The 21,938-nt window shown below is 33.3% G+C and carries 19 protein-coding genes; 12 read left to right on the forward strand and 7 right to left on the reverse strand.

What is annotated here, in order from left to right; translation table 11 throughout:
* The first annotated feature begins 29 nt into the window (after positions 1 to 29).
* The 12 genes from bamD (at position 30) to Q0800_RS03665 (ending at position 14,270) form a co-directional block, all read left to right on the forward strand.
* Positions 30 to 830: an outer membrane protein assembly factor BamD gene (bamD, locus tag Q0800_RS03610; RefSeq protein ID WP_299127717.1), complete on the forward strand. Its 801-nt coding sequence runs from the start codon at positions 30 to 32 to the stop codon at positions 828 to 830.
* Positions 831 to 841: 11 nt separating this feature from the next.
* Entirely contained in the window at positions 842 to 1,168 is a 327-nt protein-coding gene (locus Q0800_RS03615) for a DNA-directed RNA polymerase subunit omega (RefSeq protein WP_299127719.1), read from the forward strand.
* 5 nt (positions 1,169 to 1,173) lie between these two features.
* Complete coding sequence (coaBC, locus tag Q0800_RS03620) at positions 1,174 to 2,385, forward strand: bifunctional phosphopantothenoylcysteine decarboxylase/phosphopantothenate--cysteine ligase CoaBC (RefSeq protein ID WP_299127721.1); 1,212 nt, start codon at positions 1,174 to 1,176, stop codon at positions 2,383 to 2,385.
* A complete protein-coding gene (locus tag Q0800_RS03625; RefSeq protein WP_299127722.1) occupies positions 2,378 to 3,265 on the forward strand; it encodes a DUF4835 family protein in 888 nt (295 codons plus the stop codon). Before coaBC ends, Q0800_RS03625 begins: the two co-directional genes overlap by 8 nt.
* Before the next feature lie 74 nt (positions 3,266 to 3,339).
* Positions 3,340 to 4,992 (forward strand): DNA repair protein RecN, encoded by a 1,653-nt coding sequence (gene recN / locus Q0800_RS03630; RefSeq protein WP_299127724.1) that lies wholly within the window; start codon positions 3,340 to 3,342, stop codon positions 4,990 to 4,992.
* Positions 4,993 to 5,036: 44 nt separating this feature from the next.
* Positions 5,037 to 5,852, forward strand: coding sequence for an SDR family oxidoreductase (locus Q0800_RS03635; protein ID WP_299127726.1), 816 nt, complete (start codon positions 5,037 to 5,039; stop codon positions 5,850 to 5,852).
* Positions 5,853 to 6,042: 190 nt separating this feature from the next.
* On the forward strand, positions 6,043 to 9,168 hold the full coding sequence (locus Q0800_RS03640) for a choice-of-anchor J domain-containing protein (RefSeq protein ID WP_299127728.1): 3,126 nt from the start codon (positions 6,043 to 6,045) through the stop codon (positions 9,166 to 9,168).
* A gap of 169 nt (positions 9,169 to 9,337) precedes the next feature.
* On the forward strand, positions 9,338 to 10,342 hold the full coding sequence (locus Q0800_RS03645) for a glycosyltransferase (protein ID WP_299127730.1): 1,005 nt from the start codon (positions 9,338 to 9,340) through the stop codon (positions 10,340 to 10,342).
* Positions 10,339 to 11,295, forward strand: coding sequence for a hypothetical protein (locus tag Q0800_RS03650; protein ID WP_299127732.1), 957 nt, complete (start codon positions 10,339 to 10,341; stop codon positions 11,293 to 11,295). The genes Q0800_RS03645 and Q0800_RS03650 overlap by 4 nt, the downstream gene beginning before the upstream one ends.
* A 1-nt stretch (position 11,296) precedes the next feature.
* Entirely contained in the window at positions 11,297 to 11,887 is a 591-nt protein-coding gene (coaE, locus tag Q0800_RS03655) for a dephospho-CoA kinase (protein WP_299127733.1), read from the forward strand.
* 75 nt (positions 11,888 to 11,962) lie between these two features.
* Entirely contained in the window at positions 11,963 to 13,546 is a 1,584-nt protein-coding gene (locus tag Q0800_RS03660) for a HAMP domain-containing sensor histidine kinase (RefSeq protein ID WP_299127734.1), read from the forward strand.
* Positions 13,547 to 13,556: 10 nt separating this feature from the next.
* Positions 13,557 to 14,270, forward strand: a complete 714-nt coding sequence (locus tag Q0800_RS03665; protein WP_299127735.1) for a response regulator transcription factor — start codon at positions 13,557 to 13,559, stop codon at positions 14,268 to 14,270.
* 18 nt (positions 14,271 to 14,288) lie between these two features.
* Here the strand turns inward: Q0800_RS03665 and miaA are convergent, their stop codons facing one another.
* The 7 genes from miaA to Q0800_RS03700 form a co-directional block, all read right to left on the reverse strand.
* Positions 14,289 to 15,248 (reverse strand): tRNA (adenosine(37)-N6)-dimethylallyltransferase MiaA, encoded by a 960-nt coding sequence (miaA, locus tag Q0800_RS03670; protein ID WP_299127736.1) that lies wholly within the window; start codon positions 15,246 to 15,248, stop codon positions 14,289 to 14,291.
* Positions 15,199 to 16,077 (reverse strand): ion transporter, encoded by an 879-nt coding sequence (locus Q0800_RS03675; RefSeq protein WP_299127737.1) that lies wholly within the window; start codon positions 16,075 to 16,077, stop codon positions 15,199 to 15,201. The genes miaA and Q0800_RS03675 overlap by 50 nt, the downstream gene beginning before the upstream one ends.
* Before the next feature lie 23 nt (positions 16,078 to 16,100).
* A complete protein-coding gene (locus Q0800_RS03680) occupies positions 16,101 to 17,468 on the reverse strand; it encodes an exonuclease domain-containing protein (RefSeq protein ID WP_299127743.1) in 1,368 nt (455 codons plus the stop codon).
* Positions 17,469 to 17,538: 70 nt separating this feature from the next.
* Positions 17,539 to 18,201, reverse strand: coding sequence for a YggS family pyridoxal phosphate-dependent enzyme (locus Q0800_RS03685; RefSeq protein WP_299127738.1), 663 nt, complete (start codon positions 18,199 to 18,201; stop codon positions 17,539 to 17,541).
* A 62-nt stretch (positions 18,202 to 18,263) separates the two neighbouring features.
* Complete coding sequence (locus Q0800_RS03690) at positions 18,264 to 19,502, reverse strand: DUF1015 domain-containing protein (protein ID WP_299127744.1); 1,239 nt, start codon at positions 19,500 to 19,502, stop codon at positions 18,264 to 18,266.
* A 69-nt stretch (positions 19,503 to 19,571) separates the two neighbouring features.
* Positions 19,572 to 20,462, reverse strand: coding sequence for a 3-hydroxybutyryl-CoA dehydrogenase (locus tag Q0800_RS03695; protein ID WP_299127739.1), 891 nt, complete (start codon positions 20,460 to 20,462; stop codon positions 19,572 to 19,574).
* A gap of 81 nt (positions 20,463 to 20,543) precedes the next feature.
* Positions 20,544 to 21,503 carry a Gfo/Idh/MocA family oxidoreductase gene (locus Q0800_RS03700; RefSeq protein ID WP_299127740.1) on the reverse strand — a complete coding sequence of 320 codons (960 nt, stop codon included), beginning with the start codon at positions 21,501 to 21,503 and terminating at the stop codon, positions 20,544 to 20,546.
* Between the last annotated feature and the right edge of the window lie 435 nt (positions 21,504 to 21,938).

Below are 21,938 nucleotides of genomic sequence, written 5' to 3' on the forward strand. Positions count from 1 at the left end.
TGTGTACTTTTGCCCACTGTTTATATAATATGAAGAACGTAACGTACATTCTATTTACCATAATACTATTGGTGTCTTGCAGCGATTTTCAAAAAGCTTTAAAGTCAGAAGATACTGCAGAGAAGTTTAAATTTGCAACAGATCTATACGAAGCGGGTAAGTTTAGCAAAGCAAAGCGTTTATTTGACCAAATATTACCGAAGTATAGAGGGAAGCCACAAGCAGAGAAGTTGACGTTTATGCATGCCATGGCTCTTTATCAAATGAAGCTATATTACGAAGCAAGCTATCACTTTGATAAATTCACAAACATTTATCCGCAAAGTGAAAAGGCCGAGGAAGCAGCATTTTATGGCGCAAAAGGATTTTATCACATTTCTCCAGTATACTCTAAAGAACAAAAAGAGACGGTTGAGGCTATAGAAAAATTACAACTTTTTGTCAATAATTATCCTAATTCTAAATTCTTATCAGAAGCTAATACACTGGTAAAAGAATTAGATTTTAAATTAGAAAAAAAGGCTTTTGAAATAGCAAGACAATATGATTTAATTAGGGACTACAAAGCCTCTATTAAATCGTTTAATAACTTTTTATTTCAGTTTCCTGGTACAACCTTAAGAAATGAGGCCATGTTCTATAGATTAGACGCATCCTATAATCTTGCTATGCGCAGTATAAACGAATTAAAGGAGCAGCGACTTACCGATGCTATTGCATATTATAAGGCGCTTAAAAAATCCTATCCAGATTCTGAGTTTATCTCCGACGCTGATAGAATGAAAGAAGAATTACAAAAAGAATTAGATACATTTAGTACTAAAAGTTAATCACTATAAAGATGGATTTAAAAAAAACAGATGCACCTGTAAGCACAGTAACTTACAATAGAAATGAGTTGGATGCTCCTACAGATAATATTTATGAAGCAATCTCGGTAATTGCTAAACGTGCAGAACAAATAAATACAGATATTAGACGCGAGTTAATTGACAAACTCGAAGAGTTTGCAACATACAATGATAGTCTCGAAGAAGTTTTTGAAAACAAAGAACAGATAGAAGTATCTAAGTTTTACGAAAAGTTACCCAAGCCACATGCTTTAGCTGTTAAAGAGTGGTTAGATGATAAAATTTATCATAGAAATACTGAGGATACTCAGGACTAATCTTAATGTCTATAATTAAAGACAAAAATATTTTATTAGGCATTACTGCTGGTATAGCTGCATATAAATCTGCTAGTTTAGTCAGATTGTTTATAAAGGCAGGCGCTAACGTTAAGGTCGTTATGACGCCTGCTTCTAAGGATTTTATAACTCCACTTACACTTTCCACGCTATCCAAAAACCCGGTCTATTCATCATTTGTAGATGAAGAGGATGACACTGGCGTATGGAACAATCATGTAGAATTAGGACTTTGGGCCGATTATTTTGTTATAGCACCTGCAACAGCTAATACGCTGGCAAAAATGGCTAATGGTGTATGCGACAATATTTTATTAGCAACGTATCTGTCAGCAAAGTGCCCTGTATATTTTGCGCCTGCCATGGACTTAGATATGTACAAGCATGCGTCCACAAAAACCTCATTTAAAAAATTAGCGTCTTATGGCAATAAGATGATACCAGCTGGCACAGGAGAACTGGCAAGTGGCTTAGTGGGAGAAGGTCGTATGGCTGAGCCAGAAGCTATAATTAGTTTTATAGAAAAAGATTGCCTTAATCAATTACCATTGCATGGTAAAAAGATATTAATAACAGCAGGGCCAACTTACGAAGCCTTAGATCCTGTACGTTTTATAGGAAATCACTCTAGCGGAAAAATGGGTTTTGCAATTGCTAAAGCAGCTGCAAACCTTGGTGCTGAGGTTGTTTTAGTTTCTGGGCCAACACATCAAAAAGTAAATCATAACCTTATAACGGTTAAACCAGTGGTCAGCGCAGAAGATATGTACCAAGAAGTACATAAACACTACAGCAATACAGATATTGCCATATTATCGGCAGCTGTTGCAGATTACAGGCCAAAAACTGTAGCAGAAAATAAAATAAAAAAGAAGACTGCAACGTTTAGTATTGAGTTAGAAAAAACGAAAGACATTCTTAAATCCTTAGGTGAAATTAAGAATAAACAATTTTTAGTAGGGTTTGCTTTAGAAACTAACAATGCATTAGAACATGCTAAGGGAAAGTTAATTGCTAAGAATTTAGATTTAATAGTATTAAATTCTCTACAAGACAAAGGTGCTGGTTTTGGTGTGTCCACAAATAAGGTTACATTTATAACAGCATCTAAAGACGTTATAGAGCATAAGTTAAAATCTAAAACAGAAGTTGCTAATGATTTAATGCAACAGATATTAAAACAATTTTATGCGTAACATACTTTTAATAGTAGCACTGTTAGTCTCTACAATTATTTTTTCTCAGGAACTAAATTGTACGGTTTCTGTTATTGCTCAGCAAACCGGAAATGATAATAACGTTGTCTTTAAAACTTTAGAGAAGCAATTAAGCGAGTTTATAAATAATACTAAGTGGACCGAAAAGTCTTTTGGCTTACAAGAACGCATTAATTGTAGCATGGTAATTAACGTAAGTAGCTATGAGAACGATAGTTTTAATGCTACACTCCAAATATCTTCTTCTAGACCAATTTATAATTCTACATATAGCTCGCCTATTTATAACTATAACGATAGAGATTTTAATTTTCAATATTTAGAGTTTCAAAATTTAGTATACAATCCGCAACAGTTTGAGTCTAATTTAATTTCCGTTTTAACCTTTCATGTTTATATGATATTAGGTATAGACGCCGATTCATTTGTACTTAATGGTGGTGATGAATATTTTGCTCAAGCCCAAACTATTGCTAATTACTCACAACAACTAAACGGACAAGGCTGGAAATTAGAAGACGGTTTACAATCGCGTTTTGCCTTAATAGATAATTTATTATCACCTACATTTAAAGAGATTAGGTCTACGACTTATAATTATCATATGGGAGGTTTAGATATAATGGCAGACAATTCTAAAAAAGGAAAAATTCAAATTATTTCTACACTTAACGAACTGCAAAAAATTCATAGTAGACGACCAAATTCGTATTTACTAAGAGTGTTTTTTGATGCTAAATCAGATGAGATAACGGATATACTCTCTGGTGGTCCAAGTGTTAATATTACCGATGCTATTGATATATTAAATCGTATTGCACCAATGCATTCTCAAAAGTGGCGTAATATTAAGTTTTAATTAGGCTTTTATTTTTCTTTTTTAGTCAACACTTCGGTCAGAATCTATATTTTTGTAGTATTAATTTTTCACTTTTGCTTACCTCATTATACATAAAAAACTATGCACTTATTGATGAACTCAACGTTCAGTTCAGCAATGGGCTAACCATAATTACGGGCGAAACAGGTGCAGGTAAATCTATTCTTTTAGGTGGTTTATCTTTAGTACTTGGTAAACGTGCAGATCTAAGTCAAATAAAAAGTAAAGACGAAAAATGTATTATTGAAGCAGTTTTTGATGTGGCGCACTACGACTTAAAATCGGTTTTTGCGACCTTAGATTTAGATTATGACGTGCAGACTATAGTAAGACGAGAGATTTTGCCATCCGGTAAATCGCGTGCTTTTATTAATGATACACCAACTACGTTAGATAGCTTAGCAAAATTAAGTTTTTATTTAATAGATATACACTCTCAACAACAAACACAACAACTTGTTGAAAACGAATATCAATTTAAAGTCATAGATGCACTTGCAGATAATAAAGACAGCTTAAAGGGATATGCAGAACAGCTTAAAACTTATAAATTATTACAACAGGATTTAGAGCAATTAAAAGCTTCTAAAGCTAATTTGATTAAGGAATACGATTATAACCTATTTTTAACCAAGGAATTAAATGAAATAAATCTTCAGTCTATTAATCTCGAAGTTTTAGAAGCACAATACGAGCAACTTAATAATATTGAAGAAATTGGAGATAAGCTTAGTAACGTAAAGACCATTCTAAATAGGGAAGACCAAGGGGTAATGGATCAATTAAATACTGCAAAACAAGAATTAAGCAGAATTGTAAATTACGGAAAACCCTATGAATCCTTACAAGAAAGATTATTAAGCATAAGTATTGAATTAGACGATATTGTAGCGGAGTTAGATGGTCTAGACGAACAATTATCATCAGACCCTCAAGAGTTAGAACAGGTTAGTGGCCAACTGCAAATCATTAATAATTTATTTCAGAAGCATTCAGTTCATACTATTAAAGATTTAGTACTGTTAAAGGAAGAATTAGAATCTAAAGTCTCTAGTACGGAGATACTAGACGCAACTATTGCTGAAAAAGAAGGAGAAATTTTAGCTTTGCGAAATTCGCTAATTAATTTGGCTTCAAAAATCAGTAAGAAGCGAAAACAAATCATTCCTGTGTTAACCAATAAATTAGAAACATTAATATCAGCCTTAGGTATGCCCAATGCTAAATTTAAAATAGAGCTAGAGGCCAACAAAGATTTCTCCGCAAATGGAATGGATCAATTACAGTTCCGTTTTATGGCAAATAAAGGCTCTAATTTTAACGAATTAAAGAAATCTGCATCTGGTGGTGAGCTCTCTAGGATTATGTTAGCCATAAAGTCTATATTATCTGAGTACATACAATTGCCATCCATAATGTTTGATGAAATAGATACTGGTGTCTCTGGCGAAATATCCAATAAAATGGGAGATATTATGAAACATATGAGCCAAAAAATGCAAGTATTTACAATAACACATCTTCCGCAGATAGCGGCTAAAGGAAGTTCTCATTTTAAGGTTTTTAAAACTGAAGACAATAATATTACACAAACACAGCTTAAATGCTTAGATGAGGACGCGCGTATTGTAGAAATAGCTCAAATGCTAGGTGGTGCAGATATAACAGAATCTGCTATGGCGCACGCTAAGCAATTATTGAATTAATAGTATATTTACGACAATAAAACTGACTAAAAAAATAACACACTATGTATAACTTACTTAAGGGGAAAAAAGGAATTATTTTTGGAGCACTTGATGAAAATTCAATCGCCTGGAAAACCGCAGAACGCGTTCATGAAGAAGGAGGAGAATTTGTATTAACTAATGCGCCAGTAGCTATGCGTATGGGCCAAATTAATGACTTAGCAGAAAAAACAGGGTCGCAGATTATTCCTGCCGATGCAACATCAGAAGAAGATTTACAAAATTTGGTAGAAAAATCTATGGAGATTTTAGGTGGCAAATTAGATTTTGTCTTACATTCTATAGGTATGTCCATTAATGTTCGAAAAGGAAGGTCTTATACAGATCAAAAATATGATTGGACTCAAAAAGGAACAGACGTTTCAGCAATGTCTTTTCATAAAGTAATGCAAACCTTATACAAAGCAGATGCTATGAATGAATGGGGGAGCATTGTAGCATTAACTTACATGGCTGCACAACGTGTGTTTCCAGATTACAACGATATGGCAGATAATAAGGCCTATTTAGAAAGTATTGCTCGTAGTTTTGGTTATTTCTTCGGCAGAGATAAAAATGTAAGAGTAAATACCATTTCCCAGTCACCGACTCCTACAACTGCAGGTAGTGGAGTAAAAGGCTTTGACGGTTTTATAGCTTACGCAGAGAAGATGTCTCCTTTAGGAAATGCTACTGCTATGGATTGTGCCAATTATACAGTAACACTTTTTAGTGATTTAACCAAACGCGTTACTTTACAAAACCTATATAACGACGGCGGATTTAGTAATATGGGTGTGAGCGATGCAGTTATGGATGCGTTTATAGATCAGCAATAATAAAAAACACATTAAAATATGAAAAGCGTTAAACATAAATATGTTTGGCGTTTTTTTTATGGGATATACTCTTAATAAAATTTGTATTTCATCGTTGTTTTACTCTTTTGAACGATTTGCACCTTTTCCTTCTTTTATTTGTAATTAATTAACATATTTTTAGTAAATACTAACTTAAACATATTTTTTTATGAAAAAAAATACTTTATTTTTATTTACTTTACTGCTCTTAGCATTTACTATTAATGCTCAAGAGAATTTAGATTGTGGTAATAGCTTCACGGATTCTGGAGGTAATGATGCAGATTATGCCACAAACGAAAATATTACTTATACTATTTGTCCTACTTCAGGAAATTCAGGAGATGTAGTATATGTAGATTTTAGTTTTTTCTCAACAGAGAATAACGGAACCGCATGTTGGGATGGTTTAACAATTTATAACGGATCAGATACAACTGCACCTACTATAAACCCACCAGCAGGCGGTACTGTTTGGTGTTGGGATAGAGATGACGCCACACCAAATGGATCTGGAGATTTACAAGGTATGACCATAAGCTCTACTGACGCTAGTGGATGTTTAACATTTGTATTTACATCAGATGGTTCTGTAACCAGAGAAGGATGGGAAGCTGCAGTGACTTGTGCGCCACCACCTGCTTGTGTAGACCCTTCGGACTTAACAGTATCTAATATAAGTTCTACAACTGCTGACCTAAGCTGGACAGAAAACGGTACAGCTACAGTTTGGGACATTGAAATTGTTGATGTAACAGCAATGGAAACCGCAACAGGTATGCCTACTGTTTCGGGTGTGAACAATCCTTATACAGTCATGGGATTAGTAGATAATAATGACTATGAATTTTATGTAAGAGCAGACTGTGGTGCCGATGGTACAAGCGGATGGGTTGGGCCGTTTGCCTTTAGAACAGCTTGTGCAGCATTTACAGCTCCTTTTACAGAAGATTTTGAAAATGCTGGAAATAGACCAAATTGTTGGACTGATTCTGGTGATGAAAACTGGTTATATGATGATGATGGTGGAGACCATGTTGGTAATTCTGGGGTAATTACAGGCTCAACAGTATCGAACGGCTTTTACGCGTATGCGGATGCAAGTGGTAATCAAGCTAATGCGGTTTTAACAAGTCCTTTAGTAGATGTTTCTGGTTTAACAACACCAGCTTTAAGTTTTTATTTAATTAGTGATGCAGAAGATTCTGCGAATTCTCAGTTAGATGTTGAGGTTTGGGATGGTGCTGCATGGAATAACGTAGGAACATACAATTCAAATACAACAGGTTGGGAGCTACAGACTATAGATATTAGTGCATTTACAATTACAGGTCCTGTGCAAGTTAGATTTGGATTTACAGAACCAACTACTAATGATTTTGATGATGACATAGCTATTGATGATGTAAGTTTTAATGAATTACCAGCTTGTACTCAACCATCCATGTTAGATGTTGTAAATATAACTTCTGAAACTGCTGATTTAAGCTGGTCAGAAAACGGTACAGCTACAGTTTGGGATATTGAAATCGTAGATATAACAGCAATGGAAACCGTAACAGGAACTCCTACAGTTACTGGCGTAAGTAATCCATACACAGTAATGGGTTTATCTGATAATAACACCTATGAGTACTATGTTAGAGCGAATTGTGGCGGAGATGGTACGTCTGATTGGGTTGGCCCTTTTACATTCTCCACGGCATGTAATGCATTTGATATTCCATTCACCGAGACTTTTGATAGTACCTCTACAACAGAAAATTGTTGGACAATACTTAATGAAAATGGTGATGCTGATGCGTGGAATACCAACTATACATTAGATGTAATTTCAGGAGATGAAAACGCAGCACTTACTACAGACTTTAATGCTGGGAATAATGATGACTGGTTAATCTCACCAGCTATAACACTCACAGGAAATGAAAGATTAAGATTTAAATATAGTTTACAATCTACTGGTGAACCGAATGATTTTGAAGTGTTATTATCTACTTCTGGTACAGATGTAGCATCATTTACAAATACAATTTTGCCTTTAGCAACTTATGACGATGTTGATATTGATAATGGTGAGAGTACCGAATTAACAATAGATTTATCTACATATACAGGCGATGTAAATATTGCTTGGAGAGTTCCGCCGGGAGGTTTAGATGGGTGGAGATTATATATAGATGATGTTGTCGTTGAGACGATACCAGCTTGTGTAGAACCTTCAGATTTAATGGTTAATTCAATAACAGCCACCTCTGCAAGTTTTAGTTGGACAGAAAATGGAACAGCTACCATGTGGGATGTAGAACTGGTAGATATAACTAATGGCGGTTCAGCAACGGGTACACCTACAGTAGCAGCAACTATGGATAATCCGTTAGCTATTACAGGGTTAGTAGAGCAAAATGATTACGAACTTTATGTAAGAGCAATTTGTGGTGGAGATACAAGTATTTGGGTTGGTCCCGTATCTTTTGCGACTACTTGCTCGGAAGTTTCAGCAGAGTATACAGCAGATATGTCGGTTAATGTACCAGATGATTGTTGGAACGAAGCTGGTTCTGGAGAAGTAGCCGATGGTCCTATGGGACTTGGAGCATCAGATTGGAGAGAAAATAGAGCTTACGAAGATGCTGATGGTAATGTTATTAGCAGTAATGCTATAAATTTATGGCAAAGTATTGATAGAGAATGGTTATTAAGTCCGTCTTTTGATTTAGATGCATTAGGATCGGTAGGTCTTTTAGTGAATGTTGCAGTTACTAACTATGCATTTAGTGGTACGACTACAGCTGAAGATACAATGGGTTCTGATGACGAAGTGCAGTTGTTAATGACAAATGATAATGGAGTAACATGGACCAACTTAACGACATGGAATGTTGGTAATCAGCCAGCTGTTACGGGTACAAATTATGTAGCAGATTTAAGTGCTATGTCTGGTACAGTACAGTTTGCGTTTTTTGGCTCCGATGGTGCAGTTGATGATGCAGAGGATTATGATTTTCATGTTGGTGGATTTGAGGTAAGTGCTAATGCCTTATCAACAGATGAGGTTGAAAATAGAGTTGCTTTTACATACTATCCTAATCCAGTAAAAAATACATTAACATTAAATGCTCAAAATACCATTGAGCATGTAACAATGTATAATATGCTAGGACAAGAAGTATTAAGAGCCAATCCTAACAGTGTAGATAGTAATTTAGACATGTCAGGCTTACAATCCGGCGCTTATTTTGTTAAGGTTACAATTGCTAGTACTGTCCAAACCATTAGAATAATTAAGCAATAAAATGATAATATTCTAAATAAAAGAGCCGTTTTTAACGGCTCTTTTTTTGCTCCAATAACTAACAGAGTCCATCCAAGTTATTTAGGATTTAAGTATAGAATACACACAAATTAAAAAAGCTACCTTCTATTCGGTGGCTTTTCTTTTTAGCTTTACTACTTTTGTAATTATGACGGATTTGCTAGTTTCATTTATAATACCAGTATATAACAGACCCGAAGAGATAAAGGAGCTTTTGAGTAGTTTTTTAACGCTAGAAGGAAATTATAACTATGAAATTGTGATTGTAGAAGACGGCTCCAAAATAACCTCTAAAGACGTGGTAGATTCCTTTAGTGAGAACTTAAATGTATCTTATTATTTTAAAGAGAATACAGGTCCGGGAAGCTCTAGGAATTTTGGAATGCACAGAGCAAAGGGTAATTATTTTATAATATTAGATTCTGATGTTATTATGCCTACTCATTATTTAAAAGCGGTTTATTCATTTTTAGATACCACATATTACGATTATTTTGGTGGGCCAGATGCAGCACATAACTCATTCACTTCTTTACAAAAAGCCATAAATTTTTCAATGACCTCATTCATTACTACCGGAGGTATAAGAGGTGGTAAAAACCAAATTGAAAATTTTCAGCCCAGAAGTTTTAATATGGGATTATCTAAGGAGGCTTTTTTAGAATCTGGCGGATTTGGACGCATTCACCCAGGCGAAGATCCAGATTTATCATTAAGACTTAACGCCTTAGGCTATAAGTCTGCATTAATTTCTAGCGCATTTGTGTATCATAAACGGCGTATATCGTGGTCTAAGTTTTATAACCAAGTCTATAAATTTGGTATGGTAAGACCTATTTTAAATACATGGCATCCACGGTCTAAGAGTTTAGTTTATTGGTTTCCAACGCTTTTTAGTTTAGGATTGTTAGTGGCATTTATGAGTACATTTTTCACAAGTTTAATTATGCTTTTTTATGGTGTTTACTTTTTAATAGCCTTTGTTTTAGCTTTAGTGTCTACTAAGAGTTTTAGCATAGCATTTCAATCTATATTTGCTATTTTAGTACAGTTTGTGGGATATGGGTATGGATTTTTAAAATCTACGTGGAATATCGGTATTTTACACAAAGATCCCGAACAAACGTTTCCAAAGCTATTTTTTAAAAAATGATTAAACAGAATTCAAATAAAGCACTAAAAAATCTAAAAAAGAGAGACCTAAAACGATTTGGTATTTTTATATCTATTGCCTTTGTATTCTTAATAATTTCTAAACTTTCAAATGATTATAAACAAGATTTAAAGTTACATATTAGCCTCGTAAATTTAGACGATGAAATTATATTAATAAATGACTCTCTTAACACATTAGATGCTATAATTGAAGCTAAAGGATTTACGTTATTAAGATTTTTATTCAATAATAAACATACCATTTATTTAGATTCTAAAAAAGATGTCTTACAACAAAGGCATGGTTTTAATTTAAGCGTACAAAAAACAAAATATCTTATTGAAGATCAATTAGGCACTACCATAGATATATTATCAATAAAACCAGATACGCTAGTGTTACCGTATTCTATGAGCGCCTCTAAATATGTGCCTTTAGTATTAAAATCTAAGGTAAATTTTGCAACAGGCTATGATGTTTTAGATAAGTATAAACTAAATAGTGATAGTGTAAAAGTTGTTGGTGCTATAGAGGATATTAAACAAATCGGTGTGCTTTATACACAACCACTAAATTTACAGGATGTTAAAACGGATATTAACGAAGAGTTATCAATAGAAGTTCCTAGCGCTATAAAAGTATATCCAGAAAAAGTTACGGTATTTGGTGAAGTAAAGCGCTTTACAGAAGGTAAAATGGAGGTGCCTATTACTATCATTAATAAACCAAGTAGTGTAGCAATAAATTATTTTCCAAAGACAGTTATGTTATCCTATTATGTTAATTTAGAGGACTATAATAAAATAAAACATACGGATTTTGTTGTACAATGCAACTATGCCCAGTCTAAAACTAATTTAGATTTTTTAGTGCCAGAAATTGTAAAAAAACCAAACTTTGTAAAACGTGTGAGCATAAAACAAAAACGAATAGATTTTATTAAATTATAGTATGATAATTGTAGGTCTTACGGGAGGAATAGGTAGTGGAAAAACCACAATAGGCAAATATTTTAACTCAATAGGTATTCCTATTTATATCGCAGATGATGAAGCCAAGGCTTTAATGAATAGATCTAAAGTAATTAAAAGAAAGCTTATAACACTATTTGGGGAAGACGCCTATACTGATAAAGGTTTAAATAGAGATTATTTAGCATCAAAGATATTTATAGATAAGACCTTATTGTCTAAAATGAATGCTATTGTACACCCTAAAGTCGCGTTGCATTTTAAACGATGGTTAAAAAAGCAAAAGGCTCCTTACGTCATTAAAGAAGCTGCGATTATTTTTGAAAATAAGTTAGAAGATCAATACCATTTTATAATTACTGTAATTGCTGATAAATCTAATAGAATAAAACGGGTTATAGAACGAGACAATGTAACAGAAGATAGAGTCTTAGCAATTATGAATAATCAACTATCTGATGAAGAGAAAGAAAAGCAGTCCGATTTTGTTATAATAAACAATAAACTAGAGCAGGCATATAAGCAGGCTTATACAATACATAATAAAATTCTTCAAAATATTAGACAATAGATTTACTTTAAAGTCTTTTGTTAATGTAAGGTTAAACATAATTTGTCCTAAATGTTAAAATGTTAAATTTGCCCGATGGGCAAAAAGCTATTCATCTTATTGGTAATATTAATGAGTCTCTCGCTTATTGGTATAATCTTTGTGCAATCATTTTTTATAAATAATAGTTTAGAGGATAGCGAAAAGAATTTTACACTTAGTGTTACACGTGCATTAAGTTATGTATCGCGAGATATAAAGGAATATGAATTAAGGAAATATATTAACTTAATTCAACCTTATGTTGTAAATGATAAAGAGCCAGACTCAACAATAATAAGACAACTGTATATTAGTGCTCAAGATGAGATTAATGACAAAACCATTATCCACAGAAATACAGTTTTAGAAGAGCGCTTTAAAGTACCGCCCTCATTGTTCTTTGAAATTGATGCAGACAGCATAGATGTAAGTAATTTTACAAATGAGTTAGTTACCGAGTCCTATAGTAATTCTAACTTAGATGGTAATGGGTTGTCAATATCAACTAAGCCACAAACCAGAGTTGTAGAATTCTCCAACATGCCAGAGATTAGAATGAAAGCCTATGAAGCGTCTTTTAATAAGTTATTAAAGGAAGTGCCAATATACAAAAGGGTTACCGCTAGGCAAGTAGAAGATTTATTAAAAAATGAGCTAAGTAGTGAAGGTGTTGATTTAGATTTTGAGTATGCAATTTACGATGACGATTTAGCAACAAAGATTCAGACATTAAACTTTAGTAAAAATCCAGAAACTACTATTGGTATACCAATTTTAATGGATAGCAATAACAGAGGAGGCTATACACTATATGTGGATTTTCCGGATCGAAAAAAATATCTATTATCCTCTATATTATGGATGGTATTTTTGTCAGTGATTTTTACAGGAATAATTATACTGGCCTTTTCTGGTGCAATTTATCAACTTATAAAGCAGCGACAGATTTCTCAAATAAAGACCGATTTTATCAATAATATGACGCATGAGTTTAAAACACCTATTGCTACTATAAATTTAGCATTAGACGCCATTAAAAATCCTAAAATAATTGCAGACCAAGATAAAGTTAAGCGTTATTTAAGGATGATAAAAGATGAGAATAAGCGCATGCATGCCCAAGTTGAAAATGTGTTAAGAATATCTAAATTAGAAAAAAATGAGCTAAACATTAGTAAGGATAGGTTAGAACTACACGACTTAGTGGTAGATGCTATAACACATATAGAGTTAATTGTAGAAGATAGAAACGGTTATGTTAAAACGCACTTAAACGCTGCGGAATCATCAGTATTAGCAAATGAAACGCATTTTACAAATGTAATTGTTAATATTTTAGATAATGCTGTTAAGTATTCTGACGATGAACCAAAGATTGATGTTTATACTGAAAATGCTGGTAATAATATCATTTTAAAAATTGCTGATAAAGGCAACGGAATGAGTAAACAAGTGGCTAAACGCGTGTTTGAGAAATTTTATAGAGAGCACACAGGAAACGTCCATAATGTTAAAGGACATGGTTTAGGTTTGGCTTACGTAAAACGAATAGTAGATGACCATCAAGGTCATATATCATTAGAAAGTGAAAAAGGAAAAGGTAGCACTTTTATAATAAAACTACCATTAATATCATAAAAGCGAAATTATGGAAGAGCAAAATAAAAAAATTCTCTTAGTAGAAGATGATCCAAATTTTGGAACTGTTTTAAAAGATTATTTAATGATGAACGACTATGACGTCGTACACGCTAAAAATGGGATGGAGGGTTTTGAAAAGTTTAAAAAAGATGACTATGATCTTTGTATTTTAGACGTAATGATGCCTTACAAAGATGGGTTTACATTAGCTAAAGAAATCCGCGAAAAAAATGCTGATGTACCAATTATCTTTTTAACTGCAAAGGCAATGAAGGATGATGTGCTTAAAGGCTATAAAGTTGGTGCGGATGACTACCTTAATAAACCCTTTGATAGTGAAGTCTTATTAATGAAGATAAAAGCTATTATTCAGCGTAAGGCAACAGATTCTGTAGCAGACAGTAAACAGTTTGAATTTAAGATAGGTCGTTTTGATCTTAATTCTAAATTACGCTTTTTAAAATTTGATGGAGGCGAGCCTACAAAGCTTTCACCAAAAGAAAACGAGTTATTACGACTTTTAGCATTGCATGAAAATGATTTAATGCCCAGAGAACTAGCTTTAACAAAAATATGGAGAGACGATAATTACTTTACATCTCGCAGTATGGATGTTTATATTGCTAAACTTCGTAAATATCTAAAACTAGATCCTAAAGTAGAAATTTTAAATATACATGGAGAAGGTTTTAGACTCGTCATAAACGGTGGTGAAAACTAAGACATAGAAAATCCGACGTTATGTGTCGGATTTTTTTATAGCCTTTTCTATATGTCTAATTATAATTTTGTAGTCCGTAGTATACTCAAACCAAGCTATAGACTTATCTTTTTTAAACCACGTCCCTTGGCGTTTAGCAAAGCGTCTGGTGTTTTTTTTAATTTCAGAAATTGCAAATTCTAAAGTGTAATTTCCTTTAAAATATTGAAATAATTCTTTGTAACCTACGGTATTTAAGGCATTAAGATTTTCGTACGGTAATAGACGTTTAACTTCATCTACTAATCCATTATCAATCATTAGGTCTACACGCTGATTTATTCTTTCATAAATAATGGAGCGGTCAGCATTTAAACCTATAGACAGAGTTTTAAAGTTTCGTTTCTTTTCAGTGTGTGTTAAAAACGAAGAATAAGGCTTACCAGTACCAATACAAATCTCTAAAGCTCTAATTAAGCGTTGAGGATTATCTATTGCAATAGTATTAAATGCTGTTATGTCTAAAGTCTTAAGCTGGTTTTGTAGGGTCTCAATTCCTAGCTTTTGTAAGTTTTCATTTAAGTTATTTCGTATTTGTTTATCTACATTAGGAAAGGTATCTAAACCTTTGGTTACAGCTTTTACATAAAGTCCAGAGCCACCAACCATTATAACTATTGGGTTTGTTTGTTGTAAGGCGTCAATCTTAGTAATGGCATCTGCCTCAAAGTCACCTACAGTGTAGTCTTCTTTCACAGATTTATGTTGAATAAAATGATGTGTAACGGTATTTAATTCTTTCGCAGTGGGTACAGCTGTACCAATATTCATTTCTTTAAAAAATTGCCTTGAGTCGGCAGAAATAATATCGCAATTAAAATACTGTGCTAATTTTAAACTTAGTGCAGTTTTACCAATAGCAGTAGGGCCAACAATAGAAATAAGCGTTTTAGTCATGGTGTAATTTACAACCGCATTTATGACAGAATTGTGCATCATCTTGATGATGCTGGGCTAAACAATTTATACAACATTGAGAGTTTGTATCTGCCTTAAGATCGTTTGCTTTATAAATTTCTTCCTCACCTTTATTTTTAGCAGCTTTATTAGCGCTTTTAGCATATTCAGCAGAGACTATACCGGTGGGCACTGCTATAATGCCATAACCCAAAATCATAATTATGGTTGTAATAAATTGCCCTAATGCCGTTTGTGGTGCAATATCCCCAAAACCAACAGTGGTGAGTGTAACGATACACCAATACACACTTTTCGGAATATTGGTAAATCCATTTTCTTCTCCTTCAACTAAATACATTATAGTTCCAAAGATTATGGAAGATACTAATACCGCAAATAAAAAAACTAAAATCTTTACTCTACTTGCTATAATTGATTCTTTTAATTGATTAGACGCGCCTAAGTAACGAGCTAATTTTAAAATTCTAAAAATTCTTAGTAGGCGTAATGCTCTTAGTGTAACTAGGGCTTGCGATCCTACAATAAAGAATGAAAGATATTTTGGAAGCGTAGAGAGAAGATCAATAATACCATAAAAACTAAAAATATATTTTTTAGGTTTTTTTACAGAAATAATTCTTAAGATATATTCTAAGGTAAAAAGTATAGTAACGATCCATTCTCCAATATTCAATAAATCATGATACTTTTTATCAATCTCATTAACACTCTCAAGCATTACTAAAACAATACTCAAAAGAATAAAAAACAGTAGTAGAACATCAAATAGTTTACCTGCAGGTGTGTCTGCTTCATAAATAATTTCATGCAGTTTACTTTGCCAAGAATGTGTATTTGATGATTCCATGGTCTAAAAATACGAAAGTAAAATTACTCGTTTAATTCAATAACTTTAAGTCGTTTATTTCTCCTCATATAACTCTGTATAATATGCTGTGTATCTCTATTATTGGACATATGTGTAATTAAGGATTCTAAAATATCTCTATTTGTAATCTGGTGATTAAGATCAAAAAAGCCAATTCCTTTAAATAGGCCATCTTCAATCAATACCATACTTTTTTCATTTACAGTTCGTCCTTTATCAATTAACACCATATTCTTAGCGTCGTAACTATTTTTGTCTATAAGTGCTTGAGCACGTTGGTTATAATCTTTTGAGTTTTCTTTTTGTACACAGGCACCCAAACACTCTTTAATTTCGTAATTAAAACAGCTTGTTTCAGATACATCTAAGCCGCACAATTTACGGCATAAGTTGTAGGTTACAATCATTCTTTCTATAAACGAAACGCCACTTTTTCTGTTGGTAAACGTGGTTATTGGTTTTTCGTTTTTTTTAATGGGGTAAATTCTTAGATTAATATAGCCATTAGCATCCTTAAAGCTATAGAGGCCTTGTGTAAATTTGTTTTGTTTTAGCGCTCTGTTTAATATCGGTTTATTAACCTTAATTTCTTCACTTTCTTTAAGAAGCGCAATAAGTTCACTCCCTGTTTTTTCGTAGGTGACGGCAGAAACTAAAGTTTGAATTTTTTTAGATTTAGAATTTTTATTTGTAAAATGCTGGTTAATACGTTTCTTTATATTATTACTTTTTCCGATGTAAATAATGTTTCCATTAGCATCATGTATGTAATACACGCCTGTTTCGCTAGGAAGATCCTCAATAATAGTTTTAAGGTTTGAAGTTAGTTTCGATTTTTTCTCAATTCTAACGGCATTTTTTATAATGGTCTTATCTGTGTCTTTGCTTAATAATAATTTAAAGAGCTTTACGGTTGCCATAGCATCTCCGTTAGCTCGGTGTCTATCGCTAACAGGTATACCTAGAGCACGTGTTAACTTTCCTAAACTGTAAGATTCCATATTTGGAATTAATTTTTGTGAAAGCTCTACGCTACATAACGTTTTACGTTTAAAAGAAAATCCTAAACGGCTAAATTCGGTTTTAAGAATTCGATAATCAAAATCTGCATTATGAGCCACTATTATGCAGTCTTCAGTGATTTCTATAATGCGCTTAGCAACCTCGTAAAACTTAGGAGCAGTCTTAAGCATGTTAGAGTTAATACCTGTGAGATTAACTACAAAGGGCTGAATTTCGCGCTCAGGATTTACCAATGAAATAAACTGATCTGTAACCGTATGTCCGTCAAAACGGTAGATGGCAATTTCCGTTATGCCTTCTTCGTTATATTTACCGCCTGTGGTCTCTATGTCTAGTATTGCGTAAATTAGGTATTAGGTATTAGGTATTAGGTATTAGGTATTAGTTTCATCTTCATCTTCATCTTCGATTTCAACGTCAACTTCTTTTTCCAAAGATACTACTTCCAACTCTAACCATGTTACTACCACAGTTAATAGCTAGTTGGTAGTCTCCGCTCATTCCCATAGATATAGTTTTTAGTTGACAGTTATTAGTTTTAAGTGATTTTAAATCTTCAAACGTTGTTTTTAAAAAATTGAACTCACTTTCTACCTGCTGCATACGATCTGTGAAGGTAGCCATGCCCATTAGGCCAACCACCTTGACATATTGCAATTCTGAAAACTCACTGGACTGAAGTAGTGTAGAGGCATCAATTGCGGACATACCAAATTTACTGTCTTCCTCAGCAATTTTAATTTGAAGCAAACAATCAATAATTCTATCATATTTTTTAGCCTGTTTGTTAATCTCTTTTAAAAGTTTAAAACTGTCCACACCATGTATTAAACTTACAAATTCTGCCATGTATTTTACTTTATTTCGTTGCACATGACCTATCATGTGCCATTGAATATCTTTTGGCATTTGCTCGTATTTGTCAGCCATTTCCTGAATTTTATTTTCACCAAAAATGCGCTGGCCGGCATTGTAGGCTTGCATTAAATCTTCAATAGGTTTGGTTTTAGAAACGGCTACTAAAGTAACGTGTTCTGGTAGAGTAGATTTTATGTTATTAAGGTTTTCTTTTATAGTCATATTTTTATTTTTCAATACAATTCTGTGGCTCTCTTTGCCAAGGTACAGAATAACAGGTTTTGTTAATATTCGTAAATGGTGATTGCACTGCGTAGTTTTGGGAGAATGTAAGTGCTTTTTGGAGGCATTTTTAAGCCTTCGTCTGCAATTTGTTTCATTTGATGAACGTTGGATGGACACATGCCAAAGCCAACTTTATAATCGCCACTATCTACACTGCTTTTTATAGTAATCATTTCGTGTCTGCCATTTGCGTAGTCTATACGATTGTTTTTGCGTAAATCATCAATACCTAAAATGGGTTTAAGAATGGTGTTATACAACAATTGGGCATCGAGTTTATCTAAAGCTGTTTTAAATGTATAGTTGGCTTTTCTTAAATAGAGCGAATAAAATTCACCATCTAAATACATACTAAAATGATGCGGTTTAGAAGGGTTATAAGGTATTTGGCCTCTATTTTCTATGCGGAAGTTTTCGTCTAATTTTATTAAAAAGGCTTCTTTGCTTAAGCCGTTTAAATCCTTAACCAAACGATTAAACTCATGAATAACTAAATCAGATTCTGGTATAAGATAGGACATAAAGAAGTTATAGGATTCCGTACCGTTATGATTTGGATTTTTATCCTTTAGGTCTTTGTATAATAAATAAGATGAAGACGAACGATGATGACCATCTGCAATATAAATGGTCTCCATTGTTGCAAATTCATCTTCGATTTTAGCGAGAATAACTTCATCATCTACCTTCCAAAGGTAATGTGTGTCTCTATAGGTCATGGTAAATTCAAATTCTGCATAACCTTTTTGAACTTCTTTTATAATATCTGAAATGACAGTATTATCTGGGTAGGTGAGTAGTACAGGTTCTGCATTAAACCCCACAGTTTTAAGATAAGTCTTAAATGTTTGTTCTCTTTTTGCTATGGTATCCTCATGCTTTTTTATGACGTCTCTTTCGTAATCCTCTGCGCTGGTAGCTGCAATAATACCATTAAATTCCTGACCATGGCGGTTTACAATTTTATATACATAAAAGCTAGGTTTTTCATCCTGAATAAACACACCATCTTCTTTAAATTCTAAATAGCGATTCTTAACAAGCTTGTAACGTTCGTTCCCAGTCACCTCTTGGGCATATTTATAACCAGGATTTACAATATGTAAAAAGCTATAAGGGTTATAATCCATACGAGACTCTCGCTCATCAACCGTATAACTCTGATAAGGACGCGCAGCCACTAAGCCAACAATTGCTCTTGTAGGTCTAACCGCTTTAAAAGGTTTTACTATTGCCATTCTATTAGGATTAGTTCCAGTTTTCATTTAGCATTATTAGATGAGACTGAAAATTGGAATTGTGACTGTCTACTTTAAAAATTGTTTAGCAATTTTTTCAGCTTTTCTGCTCTCTGAATAATCATAAAAGCCTTCACCAGATTTTACTCCCAGCTTACCAGCTCTAACCATATTTACCAGAAGCGGACAGGGTGCATATTTCGGATTTTTAAAGCCATCATACATCACATTTAAAATAGATAAACATACGTCCAAGCCAATAAAATCTGCTAATTGTAATGGACCCATTGGATGTGCCATACCTAATTTCATTACCGTATCTATTTCTTTTACGCCTGCAACGCCATTGTAAAGTGTTTCTATGGATTCGTTAATCATTGGCATTAGAATCCTATTGGCAACAAATCCTGGATAGTCATTAACCTCTGTAGGTGTTTTGCCTAAAGTGGTCGATAATTCCATGATGGTGTTAGTAACTTCATCACTCGTATTATAGCCTCTAATAATTTCTACCAATTTCATAATTGGTACGGGATTCATAAAGTGCATTCCAATAACCTTTTCTGGTCGTTTTGTTACAGCAGCAATTTGTGTTATTGATATTGAAGAGGTATTCGTTGCTAAAATTGTAGCTTCATTGCACAGTTCGTCTAATTGTTTAAAAATTTTAAGCTTTAATTCAGTATTTTCTGTTGCAGCTTCTACTACCAGTTCTGCTTTAGCAATTCCTTTAGTCATTTCAGTACAAGGTGAAATATTACCTAAAGTAGCCTGTTTATCTTTTTCAGAAATTTTAGCCTTTGCAACCATTCTATCTAAGTTCTTAGCAATGGTAGCCATGCCTTTTTCTAAAGAAGCTTCATTAATGTCAATAAGATTAACTTTAAATCCAGATTGCGCAAACGTGTGGGCTATACCATTTCCCATAGTTCCTGCTCCGATTACTGCGACGTTTTTCATTGAAATTTATTTCATTCCCACGAAAGTGGAAATCTATTTATAATTTGAGTTTATATCACGAGATTCCCGTTTTCACGGAAATTAAAACTGATTAATAATCATAGTTGCGACTCTAAGGGCTTCAGTACCATCATGTAGGGTTACAATGGGTTTTGTGTTATTGTTAATAGCATCGGCATAGGTTTCCAATTCATCTAAAATAGCATTGTTGTCTTCTATTTCAGGATTGTCAAAATAGATTTGTTTTTTTACACCTTCGGCATTTTGTAGAATCATATCAAAATCACCAGGGTTTTCTGGTGCATCTTTCATTTTTACAACTTCACATTTTTTTTCTAAAAAATCTACAGAGATGTAAGCATCTTTTTGAAAGAACCTTGTTTTACGCATATTCTTTAATGAAATCCGACTTGCTGTAAGGTTAGCAACACAGCCATTTTTAAATTCTATACGTGCATTAGCAATATCTGGTGTGTCACTAACAACCGAAACTCCGCTTGCCGAAATATGTTTTACAGGCGAATTTACTACACTTAAAATAATATCGATATCATGTATCATTAAATCTAAAACTACAGGCACATCTGTGCCACGTGGATTAAATTCTGCTAAGCGATGGGTTTCAATAAACATTGGGTTTTCTATCTTGTCCTTAATACCAATAAAAGCAGGATTAAAACGCTCTACATGGCCAACCTGACCTTTTACACCATGCTCAGCAACAAGGGTTCTAATAGTCTCAGCCTCTTCAACCGTATTGGTGATAGGCTTTTCTATAAAAATGTGTTTTCCTTTTTTTATAGCTTTTTTTGCACAATCGTAATGCGAAAGTGTTGGAGTTACAATATCTACAACATCTACGGCATCTATTAATTTATCTATAGAATCAAAGTAAGTATATCCGAATTCATCAACAACACGTTTTGCATTTTCTGGGTCAGCATCATAGAAGCCAACAAGCTCATATTTGTTAGATTGGTTAAGGAGTCTGAGATGGATTTTACCAAGGTGACCTGCACCAAGAACACCAGCTTTTAGCATATTTCTCTGTTTTTAACAAAAATAGTGGATTTGAATTAGATATTTCGTAAAGAACCTTTAAAAATTAGGGGCTTAATTGCGAAGTGTTAATTGCACAATTTGATGTTTATTACTTTAATACGTTAGCCAATTTTTAGAATTTGAATCCGATTCTACTCTATTATGCTGGTAATAACAAAAACTGTGACATCGAGCGTAGTTGAGATGTTCTTTTTACCTTTCGATTTGCCTTGCAAGGTGCTTTCAAAGAAATATATTTCTTTTCAACCAATGCTCAAGGTGACAAAACAGTCAAAATTTGAATAAATCTATAATTACTGGCATAATAGTGTTTATTCAAATTTGAGTTTATACAATTGGAATTTGTAAACCGATGCGTTAATTTAGCGTGAAACTAAACTAAGATTTGAAAGATACGTTTAAGCATAAAGGCAT

This window comes from uncultured Winogradskyella sp. (assembly GCF_937958655.1).
In the GTDB taxonomy this organism is placed as follows: domain Bacteria; phylum Bacteroidota; class Bacteroidia; order Flavobacteriales; family Flavobacteriaceae; genus Winogradskyella.

Bases quoted from the DNA above. Each gene is read 5' to 3' on its own strand.
- bamD (WP_299127717.1), top strand. From the start codon at position 30: ATGAAGAACGTAACGTACATTCTATTTACCATAATACTATTGGTGTCT.
- Q0800_RS03615 (WP_299127719.1), top strand. From the start codon at position 842: ATGGATTTAAAAAAAACAGATGCACCTGTAAGCACAGTAACTTACAAT.
- coaBC (WP_299127721.1), top strand. From the start codon at position 1,174: ATGTCTATAATTAAAGACAAAAATATTTTATTAGGCATTACTGCTGGT.
- Q0800_RS03625 (WP_299127722.1), top strand. From the start codon at position 2,378: ATGCGTAACATACTTTTAATAGTAGCACTGTTAGTCTCTACAATTATT.
- Q0800_RS03635 (WP_299127726.1), top strand. From the start codon at position 5,037: ATGTATAACTTACTTAAGGGGAAAAAAGGAATTATTTTTGGAGCACTT.
- Q0800_RS03640 (WP_299127728.1), top strand. From the start codon at position 6,043: ATGAAAAAAAATACTTTATTTTTATTTACTTTACTGCTCTTAGCATTT.
- Q0800_RS03645 (WP_299127730.1), top strand. From the start codon at position 9,338: ATGACGGATTTGCTAGTTTCATTTATAATACCAGTATATAACAGACCC.
- Q0800_RS03650 (WP_299127732.1), top strand. From the start codon at position 10,339: ATGATTAAACAGAATTCAAATAAAGCACTAAAAAATCTAAAAAAGAGA.
- coaE (WP_299127733.1), top strand. From the start codon at position 11,297: ATGATAATTGTAGGTCTTACGGGAGGAATAGGTAGTGGAAAAACCACA.
- Q0800_RS03660 (WP_299127734.1), top strand. From the start codon at position 11,963: ATGGGCAAAAAGCTATTCATCTTATTGGTAATATTAATGAGTCTCTCG.
- Q0800_RS03665 (WP_299127735.1), top strand. From the start codon at position 13,557: ATGGAAGAGCAAAATAAAAAAATTCTCTTAGTAGAAGATGATCCAAAT.
- miaA (WP_299127736.1), bottom strand. From the start codon at position 15,248: ATGATGCACAATTCTGTCATAAATGCGGTTGTAAATTACACCATGACT.
- Q0800_RS03675 (WP_299127737.1), bottom strand. From the start codon at position 16,077: ATGGAATCATCAAATACACATTCTTGGCAAAGTAAACTGCATGAAATT.
- Q0800_RS03685 (WP_299127738.1), bottom strand. From the start codon at position 18,201: ATGACTATAAAAGAAAACCTTAATAACATAAAATCTACTCTACCAGAA.
- Q0800_RS03690 (WP_299127744.1), bottom strand. From the start codon at position 19,502: ATGGCAATAGTAAAACCTTTTAAAGCGGTTAGACCTACAAGAGCAATT.
- Q0800_RS03695 (WP_299127739.1), bottom strand. From the start codon at position 20,462: ATGAAAAACGTCGCAGTAATCGGAGCAGGAACTATGGGAAATGGTATA.
- Q0800_RS03700 (WP_299127740.1), bottom strand. From the start codon at position 21,503: ATGCTAAAAGCTGGTGTTCTTGGTGCAGGTCACCTTGGTAAAATCCAT.